Source organism: Methylomonas sp. PHL2-19, from assembly GCF_059331595.1.
Genome location: NZ_CP196839.1, coordinates 489,620 through 512,872 on the forward strand (window position 1 = coordinate 489,620; position 23,253 = coordinate 512,872).

The following is a 23,253-nucleotide window of genomic DNA, read 5'->3' on the forward strand; positions in this document are numbered from 1 at the left end:
TACCGAAATGATAGTAACACTTAGATGATAGACAATCCACCCCGCAAGGAGATTTGAGTTATGAGTATTAAGCAAAATATTAGTGTCGCGCTGGTTACCGGCGCATCCTCGGGCATCGGCGAAGCAACCGCTCTGCGGCTGACCGCGGCTGGCTACAAGGTCTACGGGACCAGCAGACGGGCCGTCCAAACGAATCGACATCCTTTTCAGATGCTGCCTCTCGACGTGACTAGCGATGTTTCCGTCGAAGCTGCCGTTAGCGAGGTGATGCAACGGGAAGGACGCATTGACCTGCTTGTGAACAACGCCGGATTCGGGGTTGCCCCTGCCGGAGCGGAAGAAAGTTCGATCGAACAATCCCAGTCGGTTTTCGATACCAACTTCTTCGGCATTGTCCGCATGACTCGCGCCGTTACACCCCATATGCGGCGCCAAGGCAGCGGTCGCATCATCAACATCGGCTCCGTGCTTGGCGTATTGCCGATGCCGTATATGGCCATTTATGCCGCGAGCAAGCACGCGATCGAAGGCTATTCGGAATCGCTCGATCACGAGTTGCGTACCAGAGGAATCCGGGTCTCCGTCATCGAGCCCGCATACACAAAAACGAAGTTCGACGCGAACCTGCTGGCGGCCGATTCGCAGCTTGAGGAGTATCACGAAACCCGCGCGGTCTTGGACAAGGTGCTGGAGGAAGTGATGGCTATTGCCGACGAGCCGGAAGTCGTGGCCGATGTGGTGCTGAAAGCGGCCAGAGCGGCTCGCCCCAAGCTCCGATATACAGCTGGCGGTCTCGCTAAGCGCTTGAGCTTGCTACGCAGATTTGCGCCTGCTCGCGTATTGGACGCAGGGCTTCGAAAAGATCTGCGGCTCGACGCAATAAAAAAACCACAAATGTCATGAAGGCGTTCGTCGTCCAGCGTTATGGAAACCAAGTCGCATTTCAACACCGATTTAGTCTGAACTTAGCAACAAGGAATTTTTTGTGAATAGCACATTAACCATGAAAGCCCTCACCTTCAAACGCTATGGCAAGTCGCCCGAGATCGGTTTTTCCGACATTTCTCGTCCCACACTGAAGGCGGACGAACTGCTGGTAAAAGTCCACGCCGCGGGCCTGAACCCGATCGACAACATGATTCCGACCGGGATGTTCAAGCCGGTCCTGCATTTCCAGCTTCCGGCCACGCTGGGCAGCGATCTGGCGGGCGTGGTGACTGAGGTTGGCAGCCGCGTAACGAGCTTCAAGCCCGGCGATGCGGTCTTCGCCAGTATCTTCGATCTTGGTAAAGGATCGCTTGCCGAATTTGCGGTGGTGCCGGAGAGCGCCGCCGCGCTGAAGCCGGCCAATCTGGATTTCGTGCAGGCCGCATCCATTCCGATGGTCGGGCTTACCTCCTGGCAAGCGCTGAAGGAACGCGCCAATCTTCGGGCCGGCCAGAAGATTTTCATCCCGGCAGGCTCAGGCGGCATTGGCACCTTTGCGATCCAATTGGCAAAGCACCTGAGCGCCACGGTGGCAACCACCACCAGTACGGGCAACGTTGAACTGGTGCGCAACCTGGGAGCCGATGAAGTCGTCGACTACAAGAAGCAAGATTTCGAGAAAGTACTGGGCGGCTACGATGTGGTGCTCGGCACGCTCAAAGGGGGCGAGCTCGAGAAATCCGTCGGCATCCTCAAACCGGGGGCCAAGATCGTCTCTCTGATCGGGCCGCTGGATGCGGCGTTCGCGGATGCCAAGCGCTTGAATTTCTTCCTCAGGTTCGTATTCGGGCTGATGAGCCGCAAGATCATTCGGCTTGCCAGAAAACGGGCAGTCACTTATTCATTTCTGTTCGTGCGTCCCGATGGCGCTCAACTCGGCGAGATCGGCAAACTCCTCGAAGCCGAGCGTATTAAGCCTGTGATCGACAAGGTGTTTCCGTTCGAGGAAGCCAAAGATGCGCTTGCCTACCTCGCTCAGGGGCGTTCGAGGGGGAAAGTCGTCGTCAAGATGCTGTGAGCAGAAGACAACCCAAGCTCCAAATTTTTCAAACACTTCAATTAAAGGTAAAAAACCATGACTTCATCTAAAAAAATCGCTGTTGTAACAGGTGCTTCTTCCGGCATCGGATCCATCTACGCCGATCGTCTAGCTCAACGCGGATACGACCTTTTGCTGGTCGCCCGGCGCGGCGACCGCTTGCAGAATCTCGCCGCCAAACTAGAGCAGGCTTACGGCATCAAGGCCGAAACGCGGGTGGCCGATCTTGAGAACGAAACAGACCTCGCGGGTCTTGAAGCCGTTCTCGCTGCCAATCCCGCTATCAGTCTATTGGTCAACAATGCCGGCATTGCCAGACTCAGCCCTTTTGCGGAAGCGCCAGTGAAAGACTCCTTGTCGCAGATCGCGTTGAATATCACGGCGCTGACGCGATTGACGCATGCCGTGCTGCCTGCGTTCAAGGCACGCAACGACGGTGTCATTATCAATATCGCCTCGGTATTGGCTGTGCATTCGTTTCCGGTGAGCTCGGTATACAGCGGCACGAAAGCGTTCGTGCTCAATTTCAGTCGCGGGCTACAGCAAGAACTGGCAAATACGGGGATTAGGGTGCAAGTGGTGTTGCCTGCCGCCACAGCCACCGAACTTTGGGATACCGCCGGGATGCCACTGACCGCGTTTCCAGAAGAAGCGGTGATGACTACCGAGCATCTTGTCGATGCCGCGCTGGCTGGTTTCGACCAAGGCGAGTTGGTCACCTGGCCCTCCCTGGCTGACGTCGGGCACTGGGACAGATACGACGCTGAACGGTCCGAACTCTTCGCGGCGACGCAAACCGGCCAGTCCGCGCCACGCCTAGCTACGCAATCTTGATTGTTTTCCATGTGAATAACATGCGCCGTTTTTTGATAACTCCACAGACCGCTATAAATCACATCTGGAAAGGCACGGGGCTGGTTGGCGTATGACAGACATTCTTCACAGAAACAGGTAGGCTGAGCAACGAGTCGTTAGTCGCGCGGATTACCAAACAATCCGCGCCTAGCAGGCTGGTGAAAAACCCGCCGATATTTCCCCTTACCCACGATGTTCGTGATTTTTTCGAGTTGAAATCGGTCATGACATCGAGTTTCAAGCGTTTTGCCCCGGTTTCAAGGGCTTTTTATTCGCCTGAAGCCGTCTGTGGACGGTTTTCAGGCGAACTTCACCCTAGGCGGGTGCACTCCACGCCGGTTTCGGCGTGAACACCAATAGGTTGAGCATGCGCGTCAGGTTGTAGGCGGCAAAGCAAAACAAGGCCTGACCCGCGACTTTGGCTAAGCCGATGTGACGGGTTTTGCGCAGGCCGCCGACCGTTTTGACCCAGCCAAAGGCTTCTTCGACGATTTTGCGGCGCTTGAGACTTTGGGCGTAACCTTTGCCGCGCGCGGTGCGGCCGTCGACGGCACTGCCAATCTTTTTGCGGGCCACATGGGCTTTGATATCACGGGACTCGAGTCCGTTGACGAACGCCGGTTGGTCATAGCCTTTGTCGGCACCGACGCTGCCACCTTGGGGCACGCGGCGTTTGATCATTTTTTGCGCGGCTTCGATTTCGGCGGTGCCGGTGGCTTGAGTGGTTTCGACATCGACAATCAGGCCGTTGCGATTCTCGGACAAGGCATGGGTGATGTAACGCAGTTTGGCCTCGGTGTATTCGCCTTTCTTGTAAAGCCGGGCTTCGGGATCGGTTGTACTTTGATGGGTGGCGTTGCTGCGCTTTTCGCCACTGAAGTCGATCTCGGGATTGCGGCCGGCGGGTTTATCGGGACCACTACCATCTTTTTTGACGAAGCTTTTGTGCGAGGCCCAGGCTTCAATGAGGCTACCGTCGACACTGAAGTGTTCGTCGGACACCAGATTTTGCCATTCGGCTATGGCCAGTACCCGCTCAAAAAATTCGCGACTCAGGGCTTCGGACAGCAGGCGTTCGCGGTTGGCACTGAACACTGTGCGTTCCCACACGGCGTCGTCGATGCCCAGACCGACAAACCAGCGAAACAACAGGTTGTAGTCCAGTTGTTCCATCAACTGACGCTCGCTACGGACCGTATACAGGACTTGTAACAGCAAGGCGCGCAGCAGTTTTTCAGGGGCAATCGAGGGACGGCCTGTGTGCGAGTAACGCTCGGCAAAGACGGCATCCATCGAGGCCAATACGCCATCAACCAGTAGCCGTAAACGACGCAACGGATGCTGTTTGGGAATACGGTCTTCCAGGCCAACATAGCTGAACCAGCTGTTTTGAATGGCATCGTGTCCGCGCATTGAAAGGCTCCAAATTTAGGTAGCCTATTTTAACAGTTAGCCGCTCATCTATGCCTTAGCTTACTTGGCTTTTCGAGTTTTTCACCAGCCTGCTAGCGGCGAGTTTCTATATCGCCATTAAACTTCATTGATTTATTACCAGGCGCTTTTTAAAAATTTAGCATGCACGGTTGTTTCATGACGATTTTTACTCAAACTCCAGCGAACAAAGAATGAATGTAGAATTTTTATTGGGCGCCATAATATAGCGTTTGATTTATGTCGATTAAAAATGTCAAATAATACTCAGGATAAAATTTTAGCCGCTACGACTCATCTTTTTAATGAGCAAGGGATTCGCGCAACCGGAATAGATGGCATTTTGAAAGAAGCTGAAGTGTCTAAAATGAGTCTTTATAAATATTATGCGTCGAAAAAAGACTTAATCGTTGCCTATCTTCTGCGTCAGGAAGCATTATTCATGTCCCGATACGAAAACATAGCCGCCGAAATGATTGATCCGAAAGATAAGTTATTGGCGATGCTGGATGTTTATAATGATTTAATTCAAAGTGGAGAGTTCAAAGGCAGTCCGTTTTTGAATGCGCTTTCGGAATTTCCAATCAAGGACGATCCTGTGCATCAAGCGGCGATCAGGATAATTCATAATTTTTGGACGCATATACTAAACCTCGCCAATCAATGCGGGGTAAGTCAGCCAAAAACATTAGCATCACAAATTGCCATGTTAATGCATGGCTCAATACTATTTTCTCAAACGAATTGCAATTCAGATTATATAGCTAATGCCAAAGAACTAGTTTATTCCCATCTGGATTGCCTTGCTACGAATCAGCCATAACTTGAGATCCAAGCCGTGATCAAGACTCTGCCTATTCCAGGCTAAGGAACAGCGCTACCATAGGCAAAACGCCGCATTCTACCTATGGAAAACAAAAGACATGAATAATTTAAACGCGGAATTAATCCACGCCCAAAAAGTCCGATTTCCCCAATTCAACCCCATTGTGCCTAAGGATTGCGTAGGTCATCGTGATGTGGAAATAAAAATTAGGTAGGACAAAATCTAACACGTATGGAAGACCGACAAAGCTTTTCTCGGCGCCGCCAATCTTGAAATTAATAGCCAGGTTCTCAGTGCCATTTATTTGCGCCGGGGTTACATCTTGGATAAAAGCGATGGTTTTGGATATACGAGCCTGCAAATCGGCAAAGGTGGTTTCATTGTCTTCGTAGCATGGAATCTCTAATCCCGCCAGGCGCGCGGCACAGCCTTTAACCATATCCGTTGCAATTTGCACTTGTTTGCTGAGCGGAAACATATCGGGGGCCAAACGGTAATTTATAAAGACCGATTGATCAATGTTTTTCGCTTCGGCATGGATTGCTGCTTTATCTAGTATTTTCGATAAATTGCCCAGCATTTTGATAAAAACTTGTATTGACGCTTGATACATGTCGATTGACATAATAACCCCCTATTTTTAAAAACATTTAATCAGATTAATGAAACGCAGAAGTATTGACCGCTTATTACGCATACTGCGCAATGCCATTCCCAAACGACCAATTTTCCTTTTTGACTTCAACAAGGCTTATTAAGACATCTTCTCTGCGTATATCTAGCTGATTATGCAGACTATCGGCTATGTTTTTATAAAGTGATTTCTTTAAATCGATACCTCTGCCTTCATTCAAGGTTATTTGTATAAAAACGATGCCATCGCTTCGATGTATACCAAGATAATTGAAATCGTAAATTAAAGAATTATTATCATGCTCGGTAATAACCTGAAAACAATCTTTTTCGGGTACATTGATTGTGCGCACCATTTCTTGGTGAACGATTTGGCCAATCTTTCTCCCGAACTCTTTATTTTCTTGCTTGATTAACGATATTCGAACTAAGGGCATGTTATTCCTCCAAAATTAAATTAAAAACGAACAGTTTGTGGTTCTTTTATGAAAAGAACGATACCGGTTGCGATAAAAGCGAATAGACCTGACGCCACAAAAGCCAGGTGGTAATCACCCACCAGGCTATGGACATACCCGGCACTGTAGGCAGCAATCGCCGCGCCGATTTGATGCGCGAAGCAGATCCAGCCGAACACCACACCGACGTTTTGTTTCCCGAATAAATCCGCGGTTAAGGCTGAGGTTGCCGGAATGGTGGACAACCAATTCATGCCGTAGATAATCGAGAACAGCATTAATTGTCCGGTGGTATCAATGCTGGGCAGCACTATCAGCGTTGCGCCTCTGACTATGTAATAAAACGCCAGCGGCCAGCGCTTGCCGTAGCGATCGCACAACCAGCCGGATAAAATGGTGCCGAACACATCGGCCGCACCCATGACGCCTAAGGACATGGCCATGGTCATTTCAGTGAAGCCGTGTTCGATGCCGTGTGGAATCAAATGGGTCTGAAAAAGCCCGGAGGTGGTTAAACCGCAAATGCCAAAACTCAAGGCTAACAACCAGAACTGCGGACTGCGCATGGCCGAGCGCATGGGATTTTGATCAGGCTTAAGCATTGTTCTATGAACGCCATGCTCCCCATAGGCCGATAGGCCTTTTGATTTGGGATCGTCTCTTAAAAATCTCAGGACCAAAGGTAAAGCCACTAGCCCCAAGCCTACGGCGATAAATATCGTCGCTGCGCGCCAACCTTCATGCACATTGATCTGCATGAGCACCGGGGTGAACACTAACTGGCCGGAGGAGAAAGCTGCCCCCAATATGCCTAAGGCCAGCCCCCGGTGTTTATGAAACCAGCGATTGATCAACGCCGAGCCCATAATCATCGACGAGCCGCCCGAACCTGCGCCTATCAGCAATCCCCAAAGCAAATACAGTTGCCAGGATTCCTGCATAAAAACGCTGCCGCCGGCACCCGCCACCGACAAAATTAAAGTGATAACGCTGATCCGTTTTGCGCCGTAGACATCCATCAATCGACCTAGAAAGGGACCGGCAAGGCCAAATAGCAGCAGGTTGAGCGAAATCGCGCCGCTAATGGTTTCCCGGTTCCAGGCAAACTCCTGTTCCAGAGACAGCATGATGATCCCTGGAACGGAGCGCAGTGCAGACGCCATAAACAAGCACAGAAACGTCACCGCGAGTACGACCCAGGCATAGTGAACTGAATCAGCGTGACTCTTTGGCATGGCGACATCGGATTTGGATTGAAACATGGTCGTGTGGGTTGATTAGTAAGGTATGGAAACGCTTCGCGAGACTACTTTAAAAGTCGGGTCTCGGCCCGACAGCCGAGTTTCTTTCTTTTGCTCGGCCAAAAGAAAGAAACCAAAGAAAAGGCCGCCCCGCATACCGCCTTAATCCTGCGCTTCTCGCCTTTGGCGAGGGTTTTTCGAAAGGGCATCCCAGCCCTTGCGAAAAACGCGCGGCATCCATGCCGCGCCCCTGCGGGCAATTTCTCGTCAAAGGCTGCGATGCTCGGGGCGGTATGAGGGGATAAAAACCAGCCTTCGGCTTTTTTCGCTTCGCGGTTTTTTGATTTTTCACATCAATTTGAACCGCACCCATTGCATTCAGCCCGACCTACCTTGGGTACGGCAGCCTTGTTATGATGCGCTCTTCATGCCAGTTGCATCCCAAAGCAGACCTATTCGGCGTCTTCGATTTTTTCCATTAGCTCGATCAGCCGAGTCACGCCTTGTAACAATATCCCGCCCACACCATGGGCAAACCATACGCCAATCACGAATCCCCAATGGATAGGCGCGGCGAAGAATTCCTCTCTAAACCAGAAGGTATGCCCCCATTCGTTGAATCCGACGCTGACTAAGATCATGAAGGGTCCGAACACCGCCAAGGTCAAAGGCAAGGAGATGCCTTTGGCATACAAGGGCAAGCGGGTTCTAGCATACAACCAGGCGCAGCCGCCCAGGATCACGTACAGCGGGAAGTTGAAGTAAAACTCGATGATGTGATTAGCGGTAAACGGCGTATCGCGGATCGCCACCTGATGCCAGGAATTGTCCTGTTCGGCAAAATAACTGCCCGCCCAGTACACCGCAAAGGTGTAGATGCTGATCCACATCGTCAAGGTGAAATAGCGGCGGATTTCTTCCTTGGGCGCCAACTGATCCAGATTCCGGTCGCGCGTGGTCCATAAGTAACCCCAAAAGCCGCTGACGACGACGGCGAGAACCGCCAGTTCGATATAAAACAGCCGCATCCAGTACTGTTCGAACGCCGGTTCCGTGGAATCCAAACCGTGCGCGATGGCAAAAGCGCCCTGATACAACCGTAAACTGATGTAGATAACCGCTAATAGACCAAAACCCTTTAGGTACTTAGGTAAGTCGATCAAATACCAAGGCAATGATTTTGGGGTTTCGGTGCTTAAGCTAACATGTTCTGTCGTGGTAGCCATGATGTGTGCTCCTGAATTAATTGAATTTGGGAATGACGGCGGCGGAAATGCTGGAGATATAGCGTTTTCCCATCACGTCGTCGTAAAGAAACAGTAAGCCACCCACTCGGCTATCCGCGTCTTTGATTAGTCCATCCAGCTTTTCCGACTCCCAGGCCGCATCGCGCACTTCAATAGTGACGGTACGTTGTTCGCCGGGGGCGATAGGCGTGTTGTCATTCAGGCTCAGGCCTTTATTGCTGACGTCGTCCTTGCCGGGCACGTTGCCTACCTCGGATAGATCATCATTCATGAAATGCACGTTGGAACTGGAAAACTCGCCTATCCTGACCGCCCCTTGGCTGCGATTATCGACACTAACCTGCAACACCATGGCACGTTGCGCCACGTTGTATTCGGCTTTTAGCGTGTCGACATTGACCGTTCCGGCATTGACTTGAGCCGGTAAAGGCAAAATTCTATCCAGTCCTGCTTGTAATGGGATGGTGTCCGGATAACGGCTATTGGTTACGGAATTAATCACCAATACCAATACCGGGATGCCCACTAACACGGCCTTGGCGATGGTTTTGTCCCGAGCTGTGATCAACTCATGTTCCAAACCGGCATCCAACATCCGGTAGCGGCTGATGAACAAGGGACGGCGCACCCACCACAACAGCCAGGCAGCCGCCAACGCTCCCCAGAACAGGTGCCAAAACACCCCATTGGCAAAGCCGAAACTTTCCATGTCGATCATTTCACCGTTGATGGTTTGAATGGTATTGCTAAAGTCCGCGGGATCGCCGCCAATGTCCAGCCACACCCCAGGGCCCATCACCTGACCCGCGTCTTTTAAATTAAAAAACGGATGGATGTGATAATGACCCGGTAAACGGCCCTTCATGACCACCTTGAACTCGTAGTCGCCGCCCGGCTCCAGGGCTACCGAGTTGGTCCATGGTTTGCCGTTCAGGTAACGTTCGGTGCGGATCAGTACCGGCCCAGGTGTTGAAATATTCAGGAAAGTGGCTTCCGGCTTTGGCACACTGATCGGCCAGTCTTCGGCGACATGAAACTTGCCGCTGACGCTGACTTCATCGTTGACGTTGAATTTTTGCGTGGACCATTGCACGTCGTACCACTGGATGGTGCGCATCCTGATGAACGGCTCCAGGGCTTTTTCGCCATGTGCCTGCGCGGTGGGTACTGCAAATATCGACAATACATTGACGCACAGCAACGCCAACAGCCAAGGTTTAAAGAGTGATTTCATGACCATTCCTCCTTAGATTTTTTTCAGATAACGGGTGGTGGCGAACCATTTACCGATGTACCACCACAGCGGATACATCAACGAGCACAACAACGCCGAACAAAACGCCGCCAAAGGTGTGGCGTACTGGCCGTAGGTGCGCAAGGTGCCGCGTTCGATGATGCGCAGGTATTCCGGCATGCCGGTGCGGATATATTGGAAACCAAATAAATCGGCCACAGTCAGCTGGCTGTTGTGGTATTCGACAGCTTGGTGGAACATGCCGAAGATCGGCCAGTTGGTGGGGTAGAACAACAAGGCAAACGCGCCACCGCCAAAAATGGAGGTAATGGTCAGGCTGTTGGTCAGCATCAACAAGGTATCCAGTACCAAGGCTCCCGGCACCATGGTGGCCGGCAACACCATGTTGACGGGAAAGAAATTCCAGTAGTGATAGGCAAAGATTCGGGCAACCCAAGTGCCGATCAACAACGCTGCAACGCAGAGCGTGGCGCCCAAAGGTAGCCGGAACTTATCCCATAACACAGCTTGAACAGCCGCTGGAAAGGTGATGCCGATTAAGGGTGTGACCAAAGGCCACCATTGCCGATCTTTCCAGTCCACCCAGAAATCCCAGTCGCCGACGGTCAGGGCAAAATGCAGATGGAACGAGCCGATGAATAAAAATAGGGCCAGTACCAGAATCAGATAATCGTAAGCTCTGGCCAGCCGGGCTTTTTCGCCCCGATAAGGTTTGAATGTTGAAATTGGAATTTGTGCAGACATGGTAAGAATCCCCCGTAATGCGTTTTAGTGAATGGCTGTTGCCATTGAGTATTTGGGCGCGCCGCCAACCGAAAAGCTACCCTTGGGGGGAGTTAAACCTTGTAGGCTTGGACGACGCGCTCGGGGTATAAGGTAGGGAGAAAAGGCTTGGCTGTGAAATGGTGAAATTTCATCCGCTACCATCAAGACTGTTCATACCGGCCAGCAGCGATTTTGTTTAGTATGCAGCCGAATTTTTTGAGGAACTCAGGATGGCTAACCTACGCACTTTCGACTTAAACCTATTGCTGGCTTTCGATGTTTTGATGCGGGAGCGCAATGTCACCCGCGCGGCGGAATGCATGTTCGTCACCCAGTCGGCGATGAGCCATACCTTGCACCGCTTACGCCAGCAATTGAACGATCCAGTCTTGGTTAAATCGCCCACCGGCATGCAGCCGACCGCACTGGCGCTGGCCTTGGTGGAGCCGGTACGCAGTCTGTTACAGGAAATGGAACGATTGCTAGAGGCACCCCAGGCCTTCGATCCGGCATCCAGTCAGCGCCGTTTCACCATCGCCGCGACCGATTACATGGAGTTTTTGATCTTGCCAGAGTTGTCGCAATTGATAGAGCAAACGGCGCCGGGCGTGGATATTCATGTCAAACGTACGGAATCTGCTTTTCCCTTGGCGCAGTTGGAAAACGGCAGTCTGGATGTGGTGTTGGGCTTTGCCTCGGTACTGAATCCGCCCGCGCATTTGCACTGCGAACATTTATTCATGGATCGCATGGCTTGCGTGGTCAGGCAGGATCATCCCACCATCCAAGCCGCACCGTCGTTGGAGGACTATTTGGCGGGGACGCACATGCTGATCTCCCGAACCGGCGATAAATTGGGGGTAATAGACGAGAAATTGACCGAGTTGGGCTTGGAGCGGCGTATCAATTTCATCGTGCCGCATTTTCTATCGGCACCCTTGATCGTGGCCCAAACCCACATGATTTTGTCTTTGCCTTATCGCTTGGCCATAGCTTTTCAGAAACTGGTGCCGCTGCAAGTATTACCCGTGCCGGTGAGTTTACCGGACTACGATTTGGCGATGATTTGGCATCCGCTATGGGAAAAAGACCCGGCCCACGGTTGGTTGCGCGAACAAATCAACGCCATAGGCCGGAAAATAAGCGCATCTCAAATCAATCTTTAACGTCCTGGCAGGCCCGCGGCCAAGGTTTTGACCTTCAACAGAAAGTAAGGCGGTTTGGATTGGTTGTCGCCGCCGTTCAGTGTGGCTGAGCGATGCAAGCGATTCACTACCGCATAGAGTTGGCCGTTAGCGCCAAAACTGAAGGAATCGACCCATGACAGCCTTGGACACTGCGCCAATTGCCGGTATTGTCGGTTAGGCGCGATCACGCCAATCGCATTATTCGCCAAGTCCCCCAGATAAATATTGTTGTTTTCATCAATGCTGATGCCGTCCGAAATCGGTTTGTCGCTGTAGCGTTCCACCTGCTTTGCCAGTTCTTCAGGCGTTAACGACTCGTTGACCAAATCCGCCGCTTTAATCCGGTAAAGACTGAGGCCGTGCATCGGCCCGAAATAGACCCATTCGTTGGCCAAATCCTCGGTAATCGGATTGACGCCAATATGCGGTTTGACCAACTCGCCCGCCGGGGTTTTCACCTGAATCGGCACATTGTCGATGACCAAATCGACGTTTTCCGGCACCACACTTTTATGGCCTTCCAGCACCCGCCGCGCCGCACCGGTAGACAGGTTGACCACAATCAAGGCGGCATTCGCGCCGCCCGCCGGATCGCTGATGAAGGCATGATTGTGGTTGGCATCCAATGCAAAGTCGTTAACGAACGCATCTTTCGGGGCAATCGGGGCCGGCAGGTAAATCAGCCGTTGGAGTTTGTTGGTTTTGGTATTCCACCCTACCAGCTTAGGCGTCACGCCGCTACGCATGCCGTTGTCCAGCATCCAGACGATGCCGTTGGCGTCGGAGCGGATACCCAGCACCGAGTCGAGTTTGATCGGTGCGGTCGAATCCGCTGCGGACATCTCCTTATTCGGAAAAGGCAGCAAGGTTTGATCCTTGTATTCCACCACCGTGTATTGCGGTTGATAAAACTGATGTTGGCTCATGATGATCCGGCCGTTGGCGGTTGCCGTGACATTGCCAGGACCGTTATCGAGGTTGGCGAATACATCAAAATGAGAATTGCCATCCGCCAAAGCCTCAAAGGCTGCAAACACCATGGCGGTGCAAAATAGGATTCCACGGTTCATTATCATCTCCAGTAAGTTGTTGGGTTAGGCAACACCATACTGGATCGTTAGAGCCCTGTTAAATGACATCCATTCATCACGAACCATTCAGTACATTGATGATGATTGGCGTAATCAATTTTGGAAGCGCAGCGATAGCGAAGTGAAGGTTTTTATCCCTAGATAGCCGCAGCGCCAAGTCGAGGGAGAGTCTAAGCTCAACCCCTGGCTAGAGTGGAACAATGTGACACGGGTGCCGTTCGGGCTGAGCCCATCGAAGCCCAGGCTGGCGCCCCCTTCGATAGACTCAAGGCGAATGGTATTTAGGGGGCGAGTTAATAATAACGCCCAGAAAAACGCCGTATTTGAATTTATCCATTACATTTCAACATCCAATACATTCAAAACATCCGGCCTTTGTTGCACCAACACTTCTGGTCGCTGAAGTATTCGATGCCAATTGCGACGAGTCATTTGTTCAATCCAGTCCAACACATCATCAAACTCGTCATCGCTCCATGATTCGATAATCGCCAGGGTGACGGGAGGCGCATATAAAAATTCGAGCGCACTTTTCATATTTGCATAACGTAAATTCATGGTATTTCTCCTATGGCTTTATGCTTGGCTGTGAATGACAGTAAGGATCTTTAATGTGTCGATGATTTGGCTTTGGTTAAAAAAATACCCATAAGGTTCCGCCTTGATTAGCAATGCCCGCATTTGAGTCTGCGCCACAAGTTGCCGATAGCGGCCAGCCTACACTCTTAAACCCGCGCAGGTGTTGCTTGATTCAAGTTACTGGCCAATGATGCGGAACCAAATAAAAGTGTGGATAGGATAAATTGACCGGAGACGAAGCTGAGCACGCCGGTGACAAAAAACAAGCCAATCATCACGTCTCTATAAATGTTTTTTGAAATATTCATGGGGTCCACCTTGACTATGTTTAGTCGTTTTGTAAGTACGACTTCACTATATACCCACCAAAAATATTTACAATCAGGCATTTTATTCATGATTTGTTTCCTATAAGGAAACAAATTGCCCGGAACTTTTGCAATCTGTAGCGCAATATAACTACCGTCATTCAAATTCGCGGAATTGTGTGAGTGGTGGTTTAGCAGCTTGTTTGACGTGGGATTTTTGACCTTAGCGTGGCTGGGTTTGCGTTCCCAATTAGCTCAAAACTGCCCTCTTATTAGGTTATCAACGGATAAGAATAATTTTTCTGCGCGACGGTGCCGCGGGCGGGATTTGAGATTTCGGGGATGATGCCAATGCGGTTGGTGTTATAGGTGTCGCTAGCGCGACGGCTAGTTTTTAATGTCGGGTCTCGGCCCGACAGCCGAGTAACTTTTCTTTGTTTGGCCAAAGAAAAGTCACCAAAAGAAAGGCCACCCGGATGCCGCTTAGCTCACTCGGCACATCCCAGTGCCTCGCCCTTCGGGTGCGATGCATGCAAATCGGCTATCCTGCCGATTTGTCCTGCGATCCAAAGCTTTTATCGAGGGTCGGCAGAAGGGAGAAAACCCGCCGTGGATTTGAAATTCAATCTGGTACGATCAACGCGAAAAGTTGCGCATCCATAGGTTGTGCCGAGCCAGCGGCGAGGCGCAACGGTCATGATCGATGCGCCTCGTGCCTCGGCAGCATCCTATGGCCGTAAGAACCTGAGATCCTAATCCTAAAGGTTGAGATGACAAATAATTTTTTCAGAATAGAGAGTACTTAAGACATGGATTTTACAAAACTCAATGAAACCGATGTACGCGAGGAAATTATTGCACCGTTGATTCGAGAATTGGGTTATCGATCAGCGTCGAAACACAATGTCTTACGAGAGCAGTCTCTTCGCTACCCGAGAATATATCTGGGCCGAAAGGATTCCAAAAAGGATCCGGTTTTGCGAGGGAAGGCTGATTACATTCTAGAAGCGGGTGGGGAGGTGCGTTGGGTGATCGAAGCTAAAGCGCCATCTTGTGCCATTGACGCTGATGAGATAGAACAAGCATGGACATATGCTAATCACCCAGAAATACGAGCGGTTTATTTTTCGTTATGTAACGGCAAACACCTATTGATATATCAAACCAATCGTGGGGCTGAATCACCGCCTATTTTGTCAATTGACTACGAACAACTCAGTGATCAAATTACCATGGGTGTGCTGCAAAATTTGCTGTCTCCAGAGGCTGTACTCAGAGATCATCCAGCACAAGTTATTGATATAAATCCTGCCCTTGGCCCTGGCCTCCGATCAATCGCTCGGATAACTGGCGGACACATTCACTACGAAAAATGTAGTTTCCCTATGCCAGCCCTGGAGGCATTACAAATATCAATAACTTCTGGAGCGGTAGAGAGGGATTCAGAAAACAGAATGGTCGTTTTTTTAGAAACGCATGCTCCAACTCGTTCATTTCAAGAACTCAATGAGCGTATGGGTCTAGCTACTGTTGAGCTGGTCTCGATCGACTCATATATTTCCACTGACCCAATAACGCCAACCCGTTTTACATCCTCAAAATCAGTCATATTCCCTGCTGGTGAAGAGTTACTTGATATGAATACCTGGAAAATAGTTAGGTTACCGAACAACATGTTTATCAGCTTGTCTGCCTCAGCGACTGGCGTACTCGAGGAAAACAAGTTCTATGGTACTGTCCTTAACAATATGGTGATTAATAATTCTTACCCAATTAGTCTGGAGGGTCAGTTTTGCTTATATGTCACATGATTAAGTTAGCGACGTAAGGTGTCAAAAGGCGTAGCTGCTATGCCTCGCATAATGCCTTTTATTATTCGGTGCCATACGCTATTGGCAATAAGCCCTAACAGGCTGGTGAAAAACCAGCTGATCTTTCCCCTTATCCACGGTTACTGTATTTTTTTGCGCTGAATATCCTTAATTCCTCCGAATACCCACCCTTCGCAGCTCGGATCTGCCTCACTATATTTACATTCTTCAAATCTCGGGCGCGGTTTCTCCCGTATGCCGCGCCGAAGCACCGGAGCTTTTGGCGAGAAATGCCCGAAGGGGTGCGGCAGGGACGCCGCACGTCGGCGGAGGGGCTGGGAAGCCCCTTCTGCCGACCCTCGGCAAAAGCGAGGAGCGGAGGAAATAAGCGGCATCCGGGCCGCCTTTTCTTTGGATACTTTCTTTTGGCCAAGCAAAAGAAAGTATCTCGGCTGTCGGGCCGAGACCCGACATTAAAAACCAGCCGTCGCGCTAGCGACACCTGATTGGAAAATCTCCCCTAACCCCTCTTTTCCAAAGAGGGGAAATAAGCAGAATTCACAGTTTTTGGCTAACGTTTGATCAAAAAGTAATTCGAAAAGCCTATTCCAAAACATCCACAGTTTTGCGCCCAACCCCAAAACTCTCCAACAACATCAAGCCCACGCCCACGCAAATCGCCGAATCAGCAATATTGAACGCCGGCCAATGCCAGTCCTGGTAATAGACATCCAGAAAGTCGATCACATAACCGTAAGCCACCCGGTCGATCAGATTGCCGATAGCCCCGCCCAACACCAAAGCCAGGGCAACTGCCATCAAAGTCTCGTGTTTTTTTAAACGATAAAGCCAGACGGCAATGATGCCGCTCATCACCACGGCTAAGCCGGCGAACAGCCAGCGCTGCCAACCGCCGGCCTGGGCTAGAAAGCTGAATGCCGCACCGGTGTTATGCACGTAGGTCAGATTGAAATACGGAAGCAAGGGGATCGACTCAAATAGCTGCATCGAACCGTCCACCGCCAGCTTACTGGCTTGGTCCAGCACCAGTGTGACTGCGGAAATCCACAACCACTTAAGCATAACGACGGGTCTCGCCAGGGCCGGCGACGTTTTCTACACAGCGGCCGCACAATTCCGGATGCTCAGGGTTTTCGCCGATGTCGTAACGTTGGTGCCAGCAGCGCACGCATTTTGGATGCTCGGATACCGTCACTTTCAATTTCACGCCGTCCAATTCGGTCGCTACCGCATCGTCCGGGCAGAATTGCATGTCGGCGACGCCGGCGTTGGAAGTGATGAACACGAAATGCAGCTCGCTGGCCAGTTTGTTGAGCTCCGCGCCATAGGCCTCGTCGCAATACAATTCCACTTCCGCGTTTAGCGAGGCACCAATCGCTCCCTTGCCGCGCAGTTGCTCCAACTCTTTGGACACCACGGTGCGTACCGCCATCACTTTGTCCCAGGTATCGCGGCTGATCGTCGCGTTGGCGTCTAGCGGGAACAACCCCTCGTACCAGGTTTCCAGAAACACTGATTCGCCGCGTTGACCGGGAATGAATTGCCATAATTCGTCAGCGGTGTAGCTGGTGATGGGCGCCAGCCAGCGGGTCAGCGCTTCGATGACATGGTACATCGCGGTTTGCGCGGAGCGGCGGGCCAGACAATCTTCCTTGGCGGTGTATTGGCGGTCTTTGATGATGTCCAGGTAAAAGCCGCCCAAGTCGATGCTGCAGAAGGTCAGCACTTTTTGGTAAATGCTTTGGAACTGATACGCGCTGTAAGCGGCTTTGATATCTTCCTGCAATTGCCAGGCTTTATCGACGGCCCAACGGTCCAGCGCCAGCAAATCGTCCTTGGCGACCAGATGTTGTGCGGGGTCGAAGCCGTCCAGGTTGGACAGCAGGAAGCGCGCGGTGTTGCGCAAGCGCCGGTAGCCGTCCGAGGTGCGTTTCAGAATCTCGTCGGACACCGACATTTCGCCGCGGTAATCGGTACCGGCCACCCACAAGCGCAACACATCCGCACCCAACGATTTCATCACGGTTTGCGGCAGCACCACGTTGCCTTTGGATTTGGACATTTTCTTGCCCTCGGCATCGACAGTAAAGCCGTGAGTCAATACTTGTTTGTAAGGCGCGACGTCGTTCATCGCTACCGATGCCAATAAGGAAGATTGGAACCAGCCGCGATGTTGATCCGAGCCTTCCAGATACAAATCAGCCGGGAAGCGCAGTTGCTCGCGGCGCTCCAACACGGCGGCATGGGTCACACCGGAATCAAACCAGACATCCAGCGTGTCGGTCATTTTTTGGTAATGCTCGGCATCGGCACCGATCAGCTCCGCCGCATCCAATTCAAACCAGGCGTCTATGCCTTGTTGTTCGATGCGTTTGGCCACTTGCTCGATTAACTCGCCGGTACGCGGATGCAGTTCGCCGGTTTCCTTATGCACGAAAAAGGCAATCGGTACGCCCCAGGTACGCTGGCGAGAAATACACCAGTCCGGCCGGTTATTCAGCATGGCTTCGATACGGGCTTGGCCCCAATCAGGGATCCACTCTACTCGTTTCACTTCGTTCAACGCGGTATCGCGCAGGCCGTTTTTTTCCATGGAAACGAACCATTGCGGCGTGGCGCGGAAAATGATCGGGGTCTTGTGGCGCCAGCAATGCGGATAGCTGTGCAGCAAGGCGTGGTGATGCAGCAATTTGCCGCGTTCGCGCAATACTTCCAGCACTTTTTCGTTGGCGGTAAACACATGCAGGCCGGCGAACAATTCGGTGCTGGGCAAGAATACGCCGTTGCTGCCGACCGGATTGTCGACGGGCAAGCCGTATTTCATGCCTACGACATAGTCTTCCTGACCGTGACCGGGTGCGGTGTGGACCGCGCCGGTACCGGCATCGGTGGTGACATGGTCGCCCAAGATCACCGGAACTTGCCGGTCGTAAAACGGATGCTGCAACAATTGGTTTTCCAATGCCGCGCCTTTGCAGTAGCCAACGATATGATGTTCACCGATACCGTAACGGAGTACCGCGTCTTTCAGCAAGGCTTCGGCGATGACCAAGCGCTCGGTTTGGCCGTCGATTTCGCATTGCACCACCGCGTATTCCAGATCCGGATTCAAAGCCACGGCTTGGTTGGCCGGCAACGTCCACGGCGTGGTGGTCCAGATCACCACCGACAGCGGGCCTTTGCCTTCGCGGTCACCGGCGTGATGGCACTTGGTCATGAAAGCGTGTTCATCAACGACGGCGAAACGCACATCAATGGCCGGTGAGTGTTTGTCTTCATATTCCACTTCCGCCTCTGCCAGCGCCGAGCCGCAATCGGTACACCAATGCACCGGTTTGGCGCCTTTACTAAGATGGCCGTTGGCGGCGATTTTGCCTAAGGCGCGGACGATGTCGGCCTCGAAGGCGAAATCCATGGTTAAGTACGGATTGTCCCAATCGCCCAACACACCCAGGCGGATGAATTCTTCTTTTTGGATATTGACCTGCTTTTTCGCGTAAGCGCGGCATTCCTTGCGAAACTCGGCAGGCGACACTTTGACACCGGCCTTACCGACCGACTTTTCCACCATCAACTCAATCGGCAAGCCGTGGCAATCCCAGCCCGGCACATAAGGCGCATCGAAACCGCTGAGGGTTTTGGATTTGACGATGATGTCCTTCAACACTTTGTTGACGGCGTGGCCGATGTGAATCGCGCCGTTGGCGTAGGGAGGGCCGTCATGCAGCACAAATTTAGGCCGGCCGGCGCACACCTCGCGAATTTTTTGATAGAGCTGGTTTTCGTTCCATTTTTTCAGCATCTCCGGTTCGCGTTGCGCCAGATTGGCTTTCATCGCAAACTCGGTCTTGGGGAGGTTCAGGGTTTGTTTGTAATCCATGGTCATGATGTTGTCTGCGTTGCATTCCAGCGGCTGGGTGCGGACTTAGGCCGCTGAAAATAACGGTTGCGCCGATTAGCCGAATGAGTCTAAGGATGATAGTAAACGCGCGATTTTAGCACCAAGTGCCAAGTGGCATAAAGCCTACTCGGCGCTGGACCTTGAACCGTGCTAAAAATAGACGGGACGGCGTCGGCGAGTTACCATCGGTTAGCGTATCCGGTTTGCTGATTTAGGAAATTTACCGGCGGGTTTATGCGTGGCACAGGGTCGGCAAACTACTGGTCCGGCATGCACTAAAAATTACTTAAGCACACAGAAGAGGCTCAACCATGCAACATAAACGCGCCACCACCCAGGTTCAGATTCACGACTTGATCGCCAGCCGTTGGAGCCCGCGGGCTTTTGCCGTGGATAAAATGGTCAGCCACCAGGATTTGACCGCTTGCCTGGAAGCGGCGCGCTGGGCGCCGTCTTGTTTTAACGACCAGCCTTGGCGCTTTGTGGTTTGCGACAAATCCAGCAATCTCGCAGCCTGGGAAACCGCGCTATCGGTGATTGTCGAAAAAAATCAGCTCTGGGCCAAAAACGCCCCGGTGTTCATCTTGACGGTGGCGATGCAGAATTTCAATCACAACGGCAAAGCCAACCGCTTTGCCGCTTACGATACCGGCGCTGCCACGCTGAGCTTATGCTTGCAAGCCAACGCCTTAGGCTTGATTACCCATCAAATGGGCGGTTTCGATGCCGATAAAGCCCGGCAGGTGCTGAATTTGCCGGACGACTGCACGCCGATGGCGATGTTGGCATTAGGCTATCAAGCTGAGGCGGATAACTTAGCCGAAGAATTTCAAGCCGGCGAACAGGCAGAACGCAGCCGTGCGGCCCTGGAACAGCGGTTTTATCTCGGGCAATGGGGCGAGGCATTTAAATAAGCGCCGCCGATATTTATGAACTGCGGGGGCGTTGAGTCGCGCGAATGAAGAATATTAAAACCTCCTATGCGCGCAGCCTGATCGAGGCCAGCCTCGATCCGCTGGTGACCATCAGCGCGGAAGGTAAGATCATGGACGTGAACAGCGCTACCGAAAAAGTCACCGGCGTACCGCGCCAACAATTGATCGGTAGCGATTTTTCCACTTACTTTACCGACCCGCAAAAAGCCCGCGACGGCTATCGCTTGGCGTTTTCGCAAGGCAAAGTCACGGATTATCCACTGGCTATCTGCCATACCTCCGGCCAGATCACCGAGGTGATGTACAACGCCTCGGTTTATCGGGATGACAAAGGCGACGTCGCCGGGATTTTTGCTGCCGCGCGGGACGTCACCGCATTAAAAAGAGCCCAGACCGAATTGGAAGCCGCGATTTTGCATATGCAATTAATCCGCGAGATGACTGATCTTTTACAGAGCTGTCAAAAAATGGACGAGGCCTATCCGATTATCAAAGCGGCATTGGTACGTTTGTTTACCGATTCCGTCGGTGGTCTTTATATGCTGGACGCCGCCGGTAATTCGCTGGTGCTGGTCGACGCCTGGGGTTGCGGCGAAACCGAGCTGGAATCAGTGTTTACCCCGGACGAATGCTGGGGCATGCGGCGCGGCTGTATTCATATGGCCCGCGTCGGCCAGAGTATCAATCCGGTTTGCAGCCATGTAAAACCGGGAAGCAGCCCCTATCTGTGCATTCCACTGTTAGCGCATTCACGCGCTTTAGGTTTGATTTACATCGAACACCGGTTTACCAGTGATCACCCGGAAGAAATTCAACGTGAGCTGTCGATAGCCGAAGCCGCCGCCGATAGTGCCCGGCTGGCCTTGGCGAATTTGAGCTTGCGCGAGGAATTGCACGACTTATCGATACGCGATCCGCTTACTGGATTGTTCAATCGGCGTTTTCTGGAAGAAGTGTTGGACCGGGAATTATTGCGGATGAGCCGCTGCGGCAAAATGCTGGCCGTGGCGATGGTAGACATCGATCATTTTAAAATTTTTAACGATAACTACGGCCACGATGCCGGTGACGAAGTTTTGAAAAAAACCGCGCAATTGATGAACGGTTTTCGGGAAGGCAGCGATATGGTTTGCCGTTTCGGCGGCGAAGAATTCGTGGTGGTCACTACTGAAATCCAGCCGGACAAAATCCTTCAACGTCTGGAAGCTTTGCGTGCGGCTATCGAAAGCTTATCGCTGAAGTTCGGTAATCATCAGTTGCCGCAGGTGACGGTATCGATAGGTGTGGCGATTTATCCGGTCCATGGCGGCAATCGGCTCGATCTGTTAACGCGTGCCGACCAAGCTCTTTACGTCGCGAAAGAAGCCGGCCGAAATCGGCTTGTCGTCGCGGATGAAGAAGCGGATCCGGGGTAACCTCTAAAATCTCTTCGTCGTGGGGGAGAAGGGATTTTAGGGATGCCCACTAAGGAGCTGGCGCTTGGTGCGGCTGATAAGCAAACGGTTTAGCCAGCGGTTCGCCGACGAAAATACCTTGGCCGGGTTGGGCGACGCTTTTCCAGTAGGCTTCGATCACGCTGCTGCCGCGCAGGTAGAAATACATCAATACGCCCGGATTGGGAAACTTGGCCGGGAAATTACACGGTTCCACCACCGCGCCATAGCTGGCGGTAACGCCGGCACTCAGCCATTCGATGATATTCATCTGGTCGCTGCCCGACATCACGCCACCCGAAGAGGTGAGATGGTCGGCAACCGCGCCCGGTAAATAGCGGTTATCCGCCAGATGCGGCACCTTGGTCAGTCCGGTGAAATAAAACATCACATCCTGGCGTCCCTCAATGTACTCTTGCTCCAGATAATGCACAGGCCAAAAGCTGGACAGCGATTCAGCCACTTTCGGAAACAGTGCGGCTCGGGAGCTGCGCGCCTGGTCCGAGGTTTTTAACAAGTATGCCGAGCCTTGCGGATGCGAATAATCCGAGGCGACACCGGTATCGATCAGTTTTTTCGCTTCCGCGAAGGTCTTGCCGGCCACGGCCATGGTGGGCCGCCAGCCGTGGGTTTTAAACGGTTTATCGGTTTCGGAGGTGAAATAAGGGCTGCTATGGGTTTGAACGCAGCCTTTGGCGCAAAAGGATTCGCTAAATCCGGCTGCGAAGGCCGTGGTAATGGACATGCAATCGACACGAAACGGTTGCAGCCAGGTCAGCGCGTAGGCCTGCACATGCGCCGGCGTTTTTTGATCGACCTCCTGTTTCACTTGCTCGAATTGTTGTTTGGACAACACAGCCTGATTCGGCGCAAAACGCACGTGTATTATCTGTTCCGCCGGGATTTGCCGCTGCTTTTGGTAGTAAGCGGCGATTTGCACGCTCAAGGGGTCGGCGTCATTGACAACGACCGCCAGATCTTGACCGGTCAGCGCCGAAGAGGGCCGGTACATAGGCGAGACAGGGGCGGCCAATGTTGGCACGCAAAGCAGCTGGCTGAGGATAAGCCCGAGCAGGGCGAATTTGCATGACTTAACGGGAAACACGCGTTACTCCGTGAGGTTGGCGGTCGAATTTATCGGATCGGTCACTTTAACCGGACACGCATTAAATGCAACACTCATTGTAAAATTTTTCGACAGCGGGCAAGGTGCGCGTTTAACTTGTCCGATTAAACCCGGCCTTTGAATG

The 23,253-nt window shown here is 52.1% G+C and carries 21 protein-coding genes; 8 read left to right on the forward strand and 13 right to left on the reverse strand.

The genetic code is table 11. The annotated features are described in order from the left end of the window. The first annotated feature begins 60 nt into the window (after positions 1-60). From ACR02O_RS02280 to ACR02O_RS02290, 3 genes are all read left to right on the forward strand, one after another. A complete protein-coding gene (locus ACR02O_RS02280) occupies positions 61-903 on the forward strand; it encodes an oxidoreductase (RefSeq protein WP_494522707.1) in 843 nt (280 codons plus the stop codon). 100 nt (positions 904-1,003) lie between these two features. Next, entirely contained in the window at positions 1,004-2,005 is a 1,002-nt protein-coding gene (locus ACR02O_RS02285; protein ID WP_494522708.1) for an NADP-dependent oxidoreductase, read from the forward strand. A 57-nt stretch (positions 2,006-2,062) separates the two neighbouring features. Further along, positions 2,063-2,860, forward strand: coding sequence for an SDR family NAD(P)-dependent oxidoreductase (locus tag ACR02O_RS02290; RefSeq protein WP_494522709.1), 798 nt, complete (start codon positions 2,063-2,065; stop codon positions 2,858-2,860). A gap of 336 nt (positions 2,861-3,196) precedes the next feature. On the opposite strand, the gene ACR02O_RS02295 is transcribed toward ACR02O_RS02290, so the two are convergent. Continuing rightward, on the reverse strand, positions 3,197-4,294 hold the full coding sequence (locus ACR02O_RS02295) for an IS5 family transposase (RefSeq protein ID WP_458137750.1): 1,098 nt from the start codon (positions 4,292-4,294) through the stop codon (positions 3,197-3,199). 271 nt (positions 4,295-4,565) lie between these two features. Between ACR02O_RS02295 and ACR02O_RS02300 the strand changes: the two genes are divergently transcribed. Then, positions 4,566-5,135 (forward strand): TetR/AcrR family transcriptional regulator, encoded by a 570-nt coding sequence (locus ACR02O_RS02300; RefSeq protein ID WP_494522710.1) that lies wholly within the window; start codon positions 4,566-4,568, stop codon positions 5,133-5,135. 121 nt (positions 5,136-5,256) lie between these two features. Here ACR02O_RS02300 and ACR02O_RS02305 read toward each other — a convergent pair whose 3' ends face one another. The 6 genes from ACR02O_RS02305 to amoA all read right to left on the reverse strand — a co-directional run bounded on the left by ACR02O_RS02305 (position 5,257) and on the right by amoA (position 10,716). Next, positions 5,257-5,763 carry a DUF1993 domain-containing protein gene (locus tag ACR02O_RS02305; RefSeq protein ID WP_458138708.1) on the reverse strand — a complete coding sequence of 169 codons (507 nt, stop codon included), beginning with the start codon at positions 5,761-5,763 and terminating at the stop codon, positions 5,257-5,259. Positions 5,764-5,827: 64 nt separating this feature from the next. Further along, entirely contained in the window at positions 5,828-6,208 is a 381-nt protein-coding gene (locus ACR02O_RS02310; protein WP_458138709.1) for a tautomerase family protein, read from the reverse strand. A gap of 20 nt (positions 6,209-6,228) precedes the next feature. Further along, complete coding sequence (locus ACR02O_RS02315) at positions 6,229-7,491, reverse strand: MFS transporter (RefSeq protein WP_494522711.1); 1,263 nt, start codon at positions 7,489-7,491, stop codon at positions 6,229-6,231. A 431-nt stretch (positions 7,492-7,922) separates the two neighbouring features. Next, the gene (gene amoC / locus ACR02O_RS02320) at positions 7,923-8,696 is read right to left on the reverse strand and encodes a bacterial ammonia monooxygenase, subunit AmoC (protein ID WP_033157540.1); all 774 of its coding nucleotides are present in this window, start codon (positions 8,694-8,696) and stop codon (positions 7,923-7,925) included. A gap of 16 nt (positions 8,697-8,712) precedes the next feature. Continuing rightward, entirely contained in the window at positions 8,713-9,951 is a 1,239-nt protein-coding gene (gene amoB / locus ACR02O_RS02325; protein WP_458138711.1) for a bacterial ammonia monooxygenase, subunit AmoB, read from the reverse strand. A 12-nt stretch (positions 9,952-9,963) separates the two neighbouring features. After that, positions 9,964-10,716: a bacterial ammonia monooxygenase, subunit AmoA gene (amoA, locus tag ACR02O_RS02330; protein WP_033157542.1), complete on the reverse strand. Its 753-nt coding sequence runs from the start codon at positions 10,714-10,716 to the stop codon at positions 9,964-9,966. A 251-nt stretch (positions 10,717-10,967) separates the two neighbouring features. Here amoA and ACR02O_RS02335 point away from each other — a divergent pair, with 251 nt between their 5' ends. Then, positions 10,968-11,903: a LysR family transcriptional regulator gene (locus tag ACR02O_RS02335; RefSeq protein WP_033157543.1), complete on the forward strand. Its 936-nt coding sequence runs from the start codon at positions 10,968-10,970 to the stop codon at positions 11,901-11,903. Here the strand turns inward: ACR02O_RS02335 and ACR02O_RS02340 are convergent. From ACR02O_RS02340 to ACR02O_RS02350, 3 genes are all read right to left on the reverse strand, one after another. Then, on the reverse strand, positions 11,900-12,994 hold the full coding sequence (locus tag ACR02O_RS02340) for an L-dopachrome tautomerase-related protein (protein WP_458138712.1): 1,095 nt from the start codon (positions 12,992-12,994) through the stop codon (positions 11,900-11,902). The two genes, ACR02O_RS02335 and ACR02O_RS02340, sit on opposite strands and share 4 nt — an antisense overlap. A gap of 357 nt (positions 12,995-13,351) precedes the next feature. Further along, positions 13,352-13,573 (reverse strand): hypothetical protein, encoded by a 222-nt coding sequence (locus tag ACR02O_RS02345; RefSeq protein ID WP_458138713.1) that lies wholly within the window; start codon positions 13,571-13,573, stop codon positions 13,352-13,354. A gap of 167 nt (positions 13,574-13,740) precedes the next feature. Continuing rightward, positions 13,741-13,992, reverse strand: coding sequence for a hypothetical protein (locus ACR02O_RS02350; protein WP_033157546.1), 252 nt, complete (start codon positions 13,990-13,992; stop codon positions 13,741-13,743). Positions 13,993-14,711: 719 nt separating this feature from the next. Between ACR02O_RS02350 and ACR02O_RS02355 the strand changes: the two genes are divergently transcribed. Continuing rightward, positions 14,712-15,713, forward strand: coding sequence for a hypothetical protein (locus tag ACR02O_RS02355; RefSeq protein ID WP_458138714.1), 1,002 nt, complete (start codon positions 14,712-14,714; stop codon positions 15,711-15,713). A gap of 603 nt (positions 15,714-16,316) precedes the next feature. On the opposite strand, the gene lspA is transcribed toward ACR02O_RS02355, so the two are convergent. Both lspA and ileS read right to left on the reverse strand, forming a co-directional pair. Then, positions 16,317-16,796 carry a signal peptidase II gene (lspA, locus tag ACR02O_RS02360; RefSeq protein WP_458138715.1) on the reverse strand — a complete coding sequence of 160 codons (480 nt, stop codon included), beginning with the start codon at positions 16,794-16,796 and terminating at the stop codon, positions 16,317-16,319. Next, the gene (gene ileS, locus ACR02O_RS02365) at positions 16,789-19,620 is read right to left on the reverse strand and encodes an isoleucine--tRNA ligase (protein WP_458138716.1); all 2,832 of its coding nucleotides are present in this window, start codon (positions 19,618-19,620) and stop codon (positions 16,789-16,791) included. The genes lspA and ileS overlap by 8 nt, the downstream gene beginning before the upstream one ends. A gap of 326 nt (positions 19,621-19,946) precedes the next feature. On the opposite strand from ileS, the gene ACR02O_RS02370 reads away from it, so the two are divergent. Both ACR02O_RS02370 and ACR02O_RS02375 read left to right on the forward strand, forming a co-directional pair. Next, entirely contained in the window at positions 19,947-20,549 is a 603-nt protein-coding gene (locus ACR02O_RS02370; protein ID WP_494522712.1) for a nitroreductase family protein, read from the forward strand. Between the two features lie 44 nt (positions 20,550-20,593). Beyond that, positions 20,594-21,985: a sensor domain-containing diguanylate cyclase gene (locus ACR02O_RS02375; protein ID WP_494522713.1), complete on the forward strand. Its 1,392-nt coding sequence runs from the start codon at positions 20,594-20,596 to the stop codon at positions 21,983-21,985. A gap of 49 nt (positions 21,986-22,034) precedes the next feature. Here the strand turns inward: ACR02O_RS02375 and ACR02O_RS02380 are convergent, their stop codons facing one another. Continuing rightward, on the reverse strand, positions 22,035-23,045 hold the full coding sequence (locus ACR02O_RS02380) for a TIGR03790 family protein (protein WP_494522714.1): 1,011 nt from the start codon (positions 23,043-23,045) through the stop codon (positions 22,035-22,037). Between the last annotated feature and the right edge of the window lie 208 nt (positions 23,046-23,253).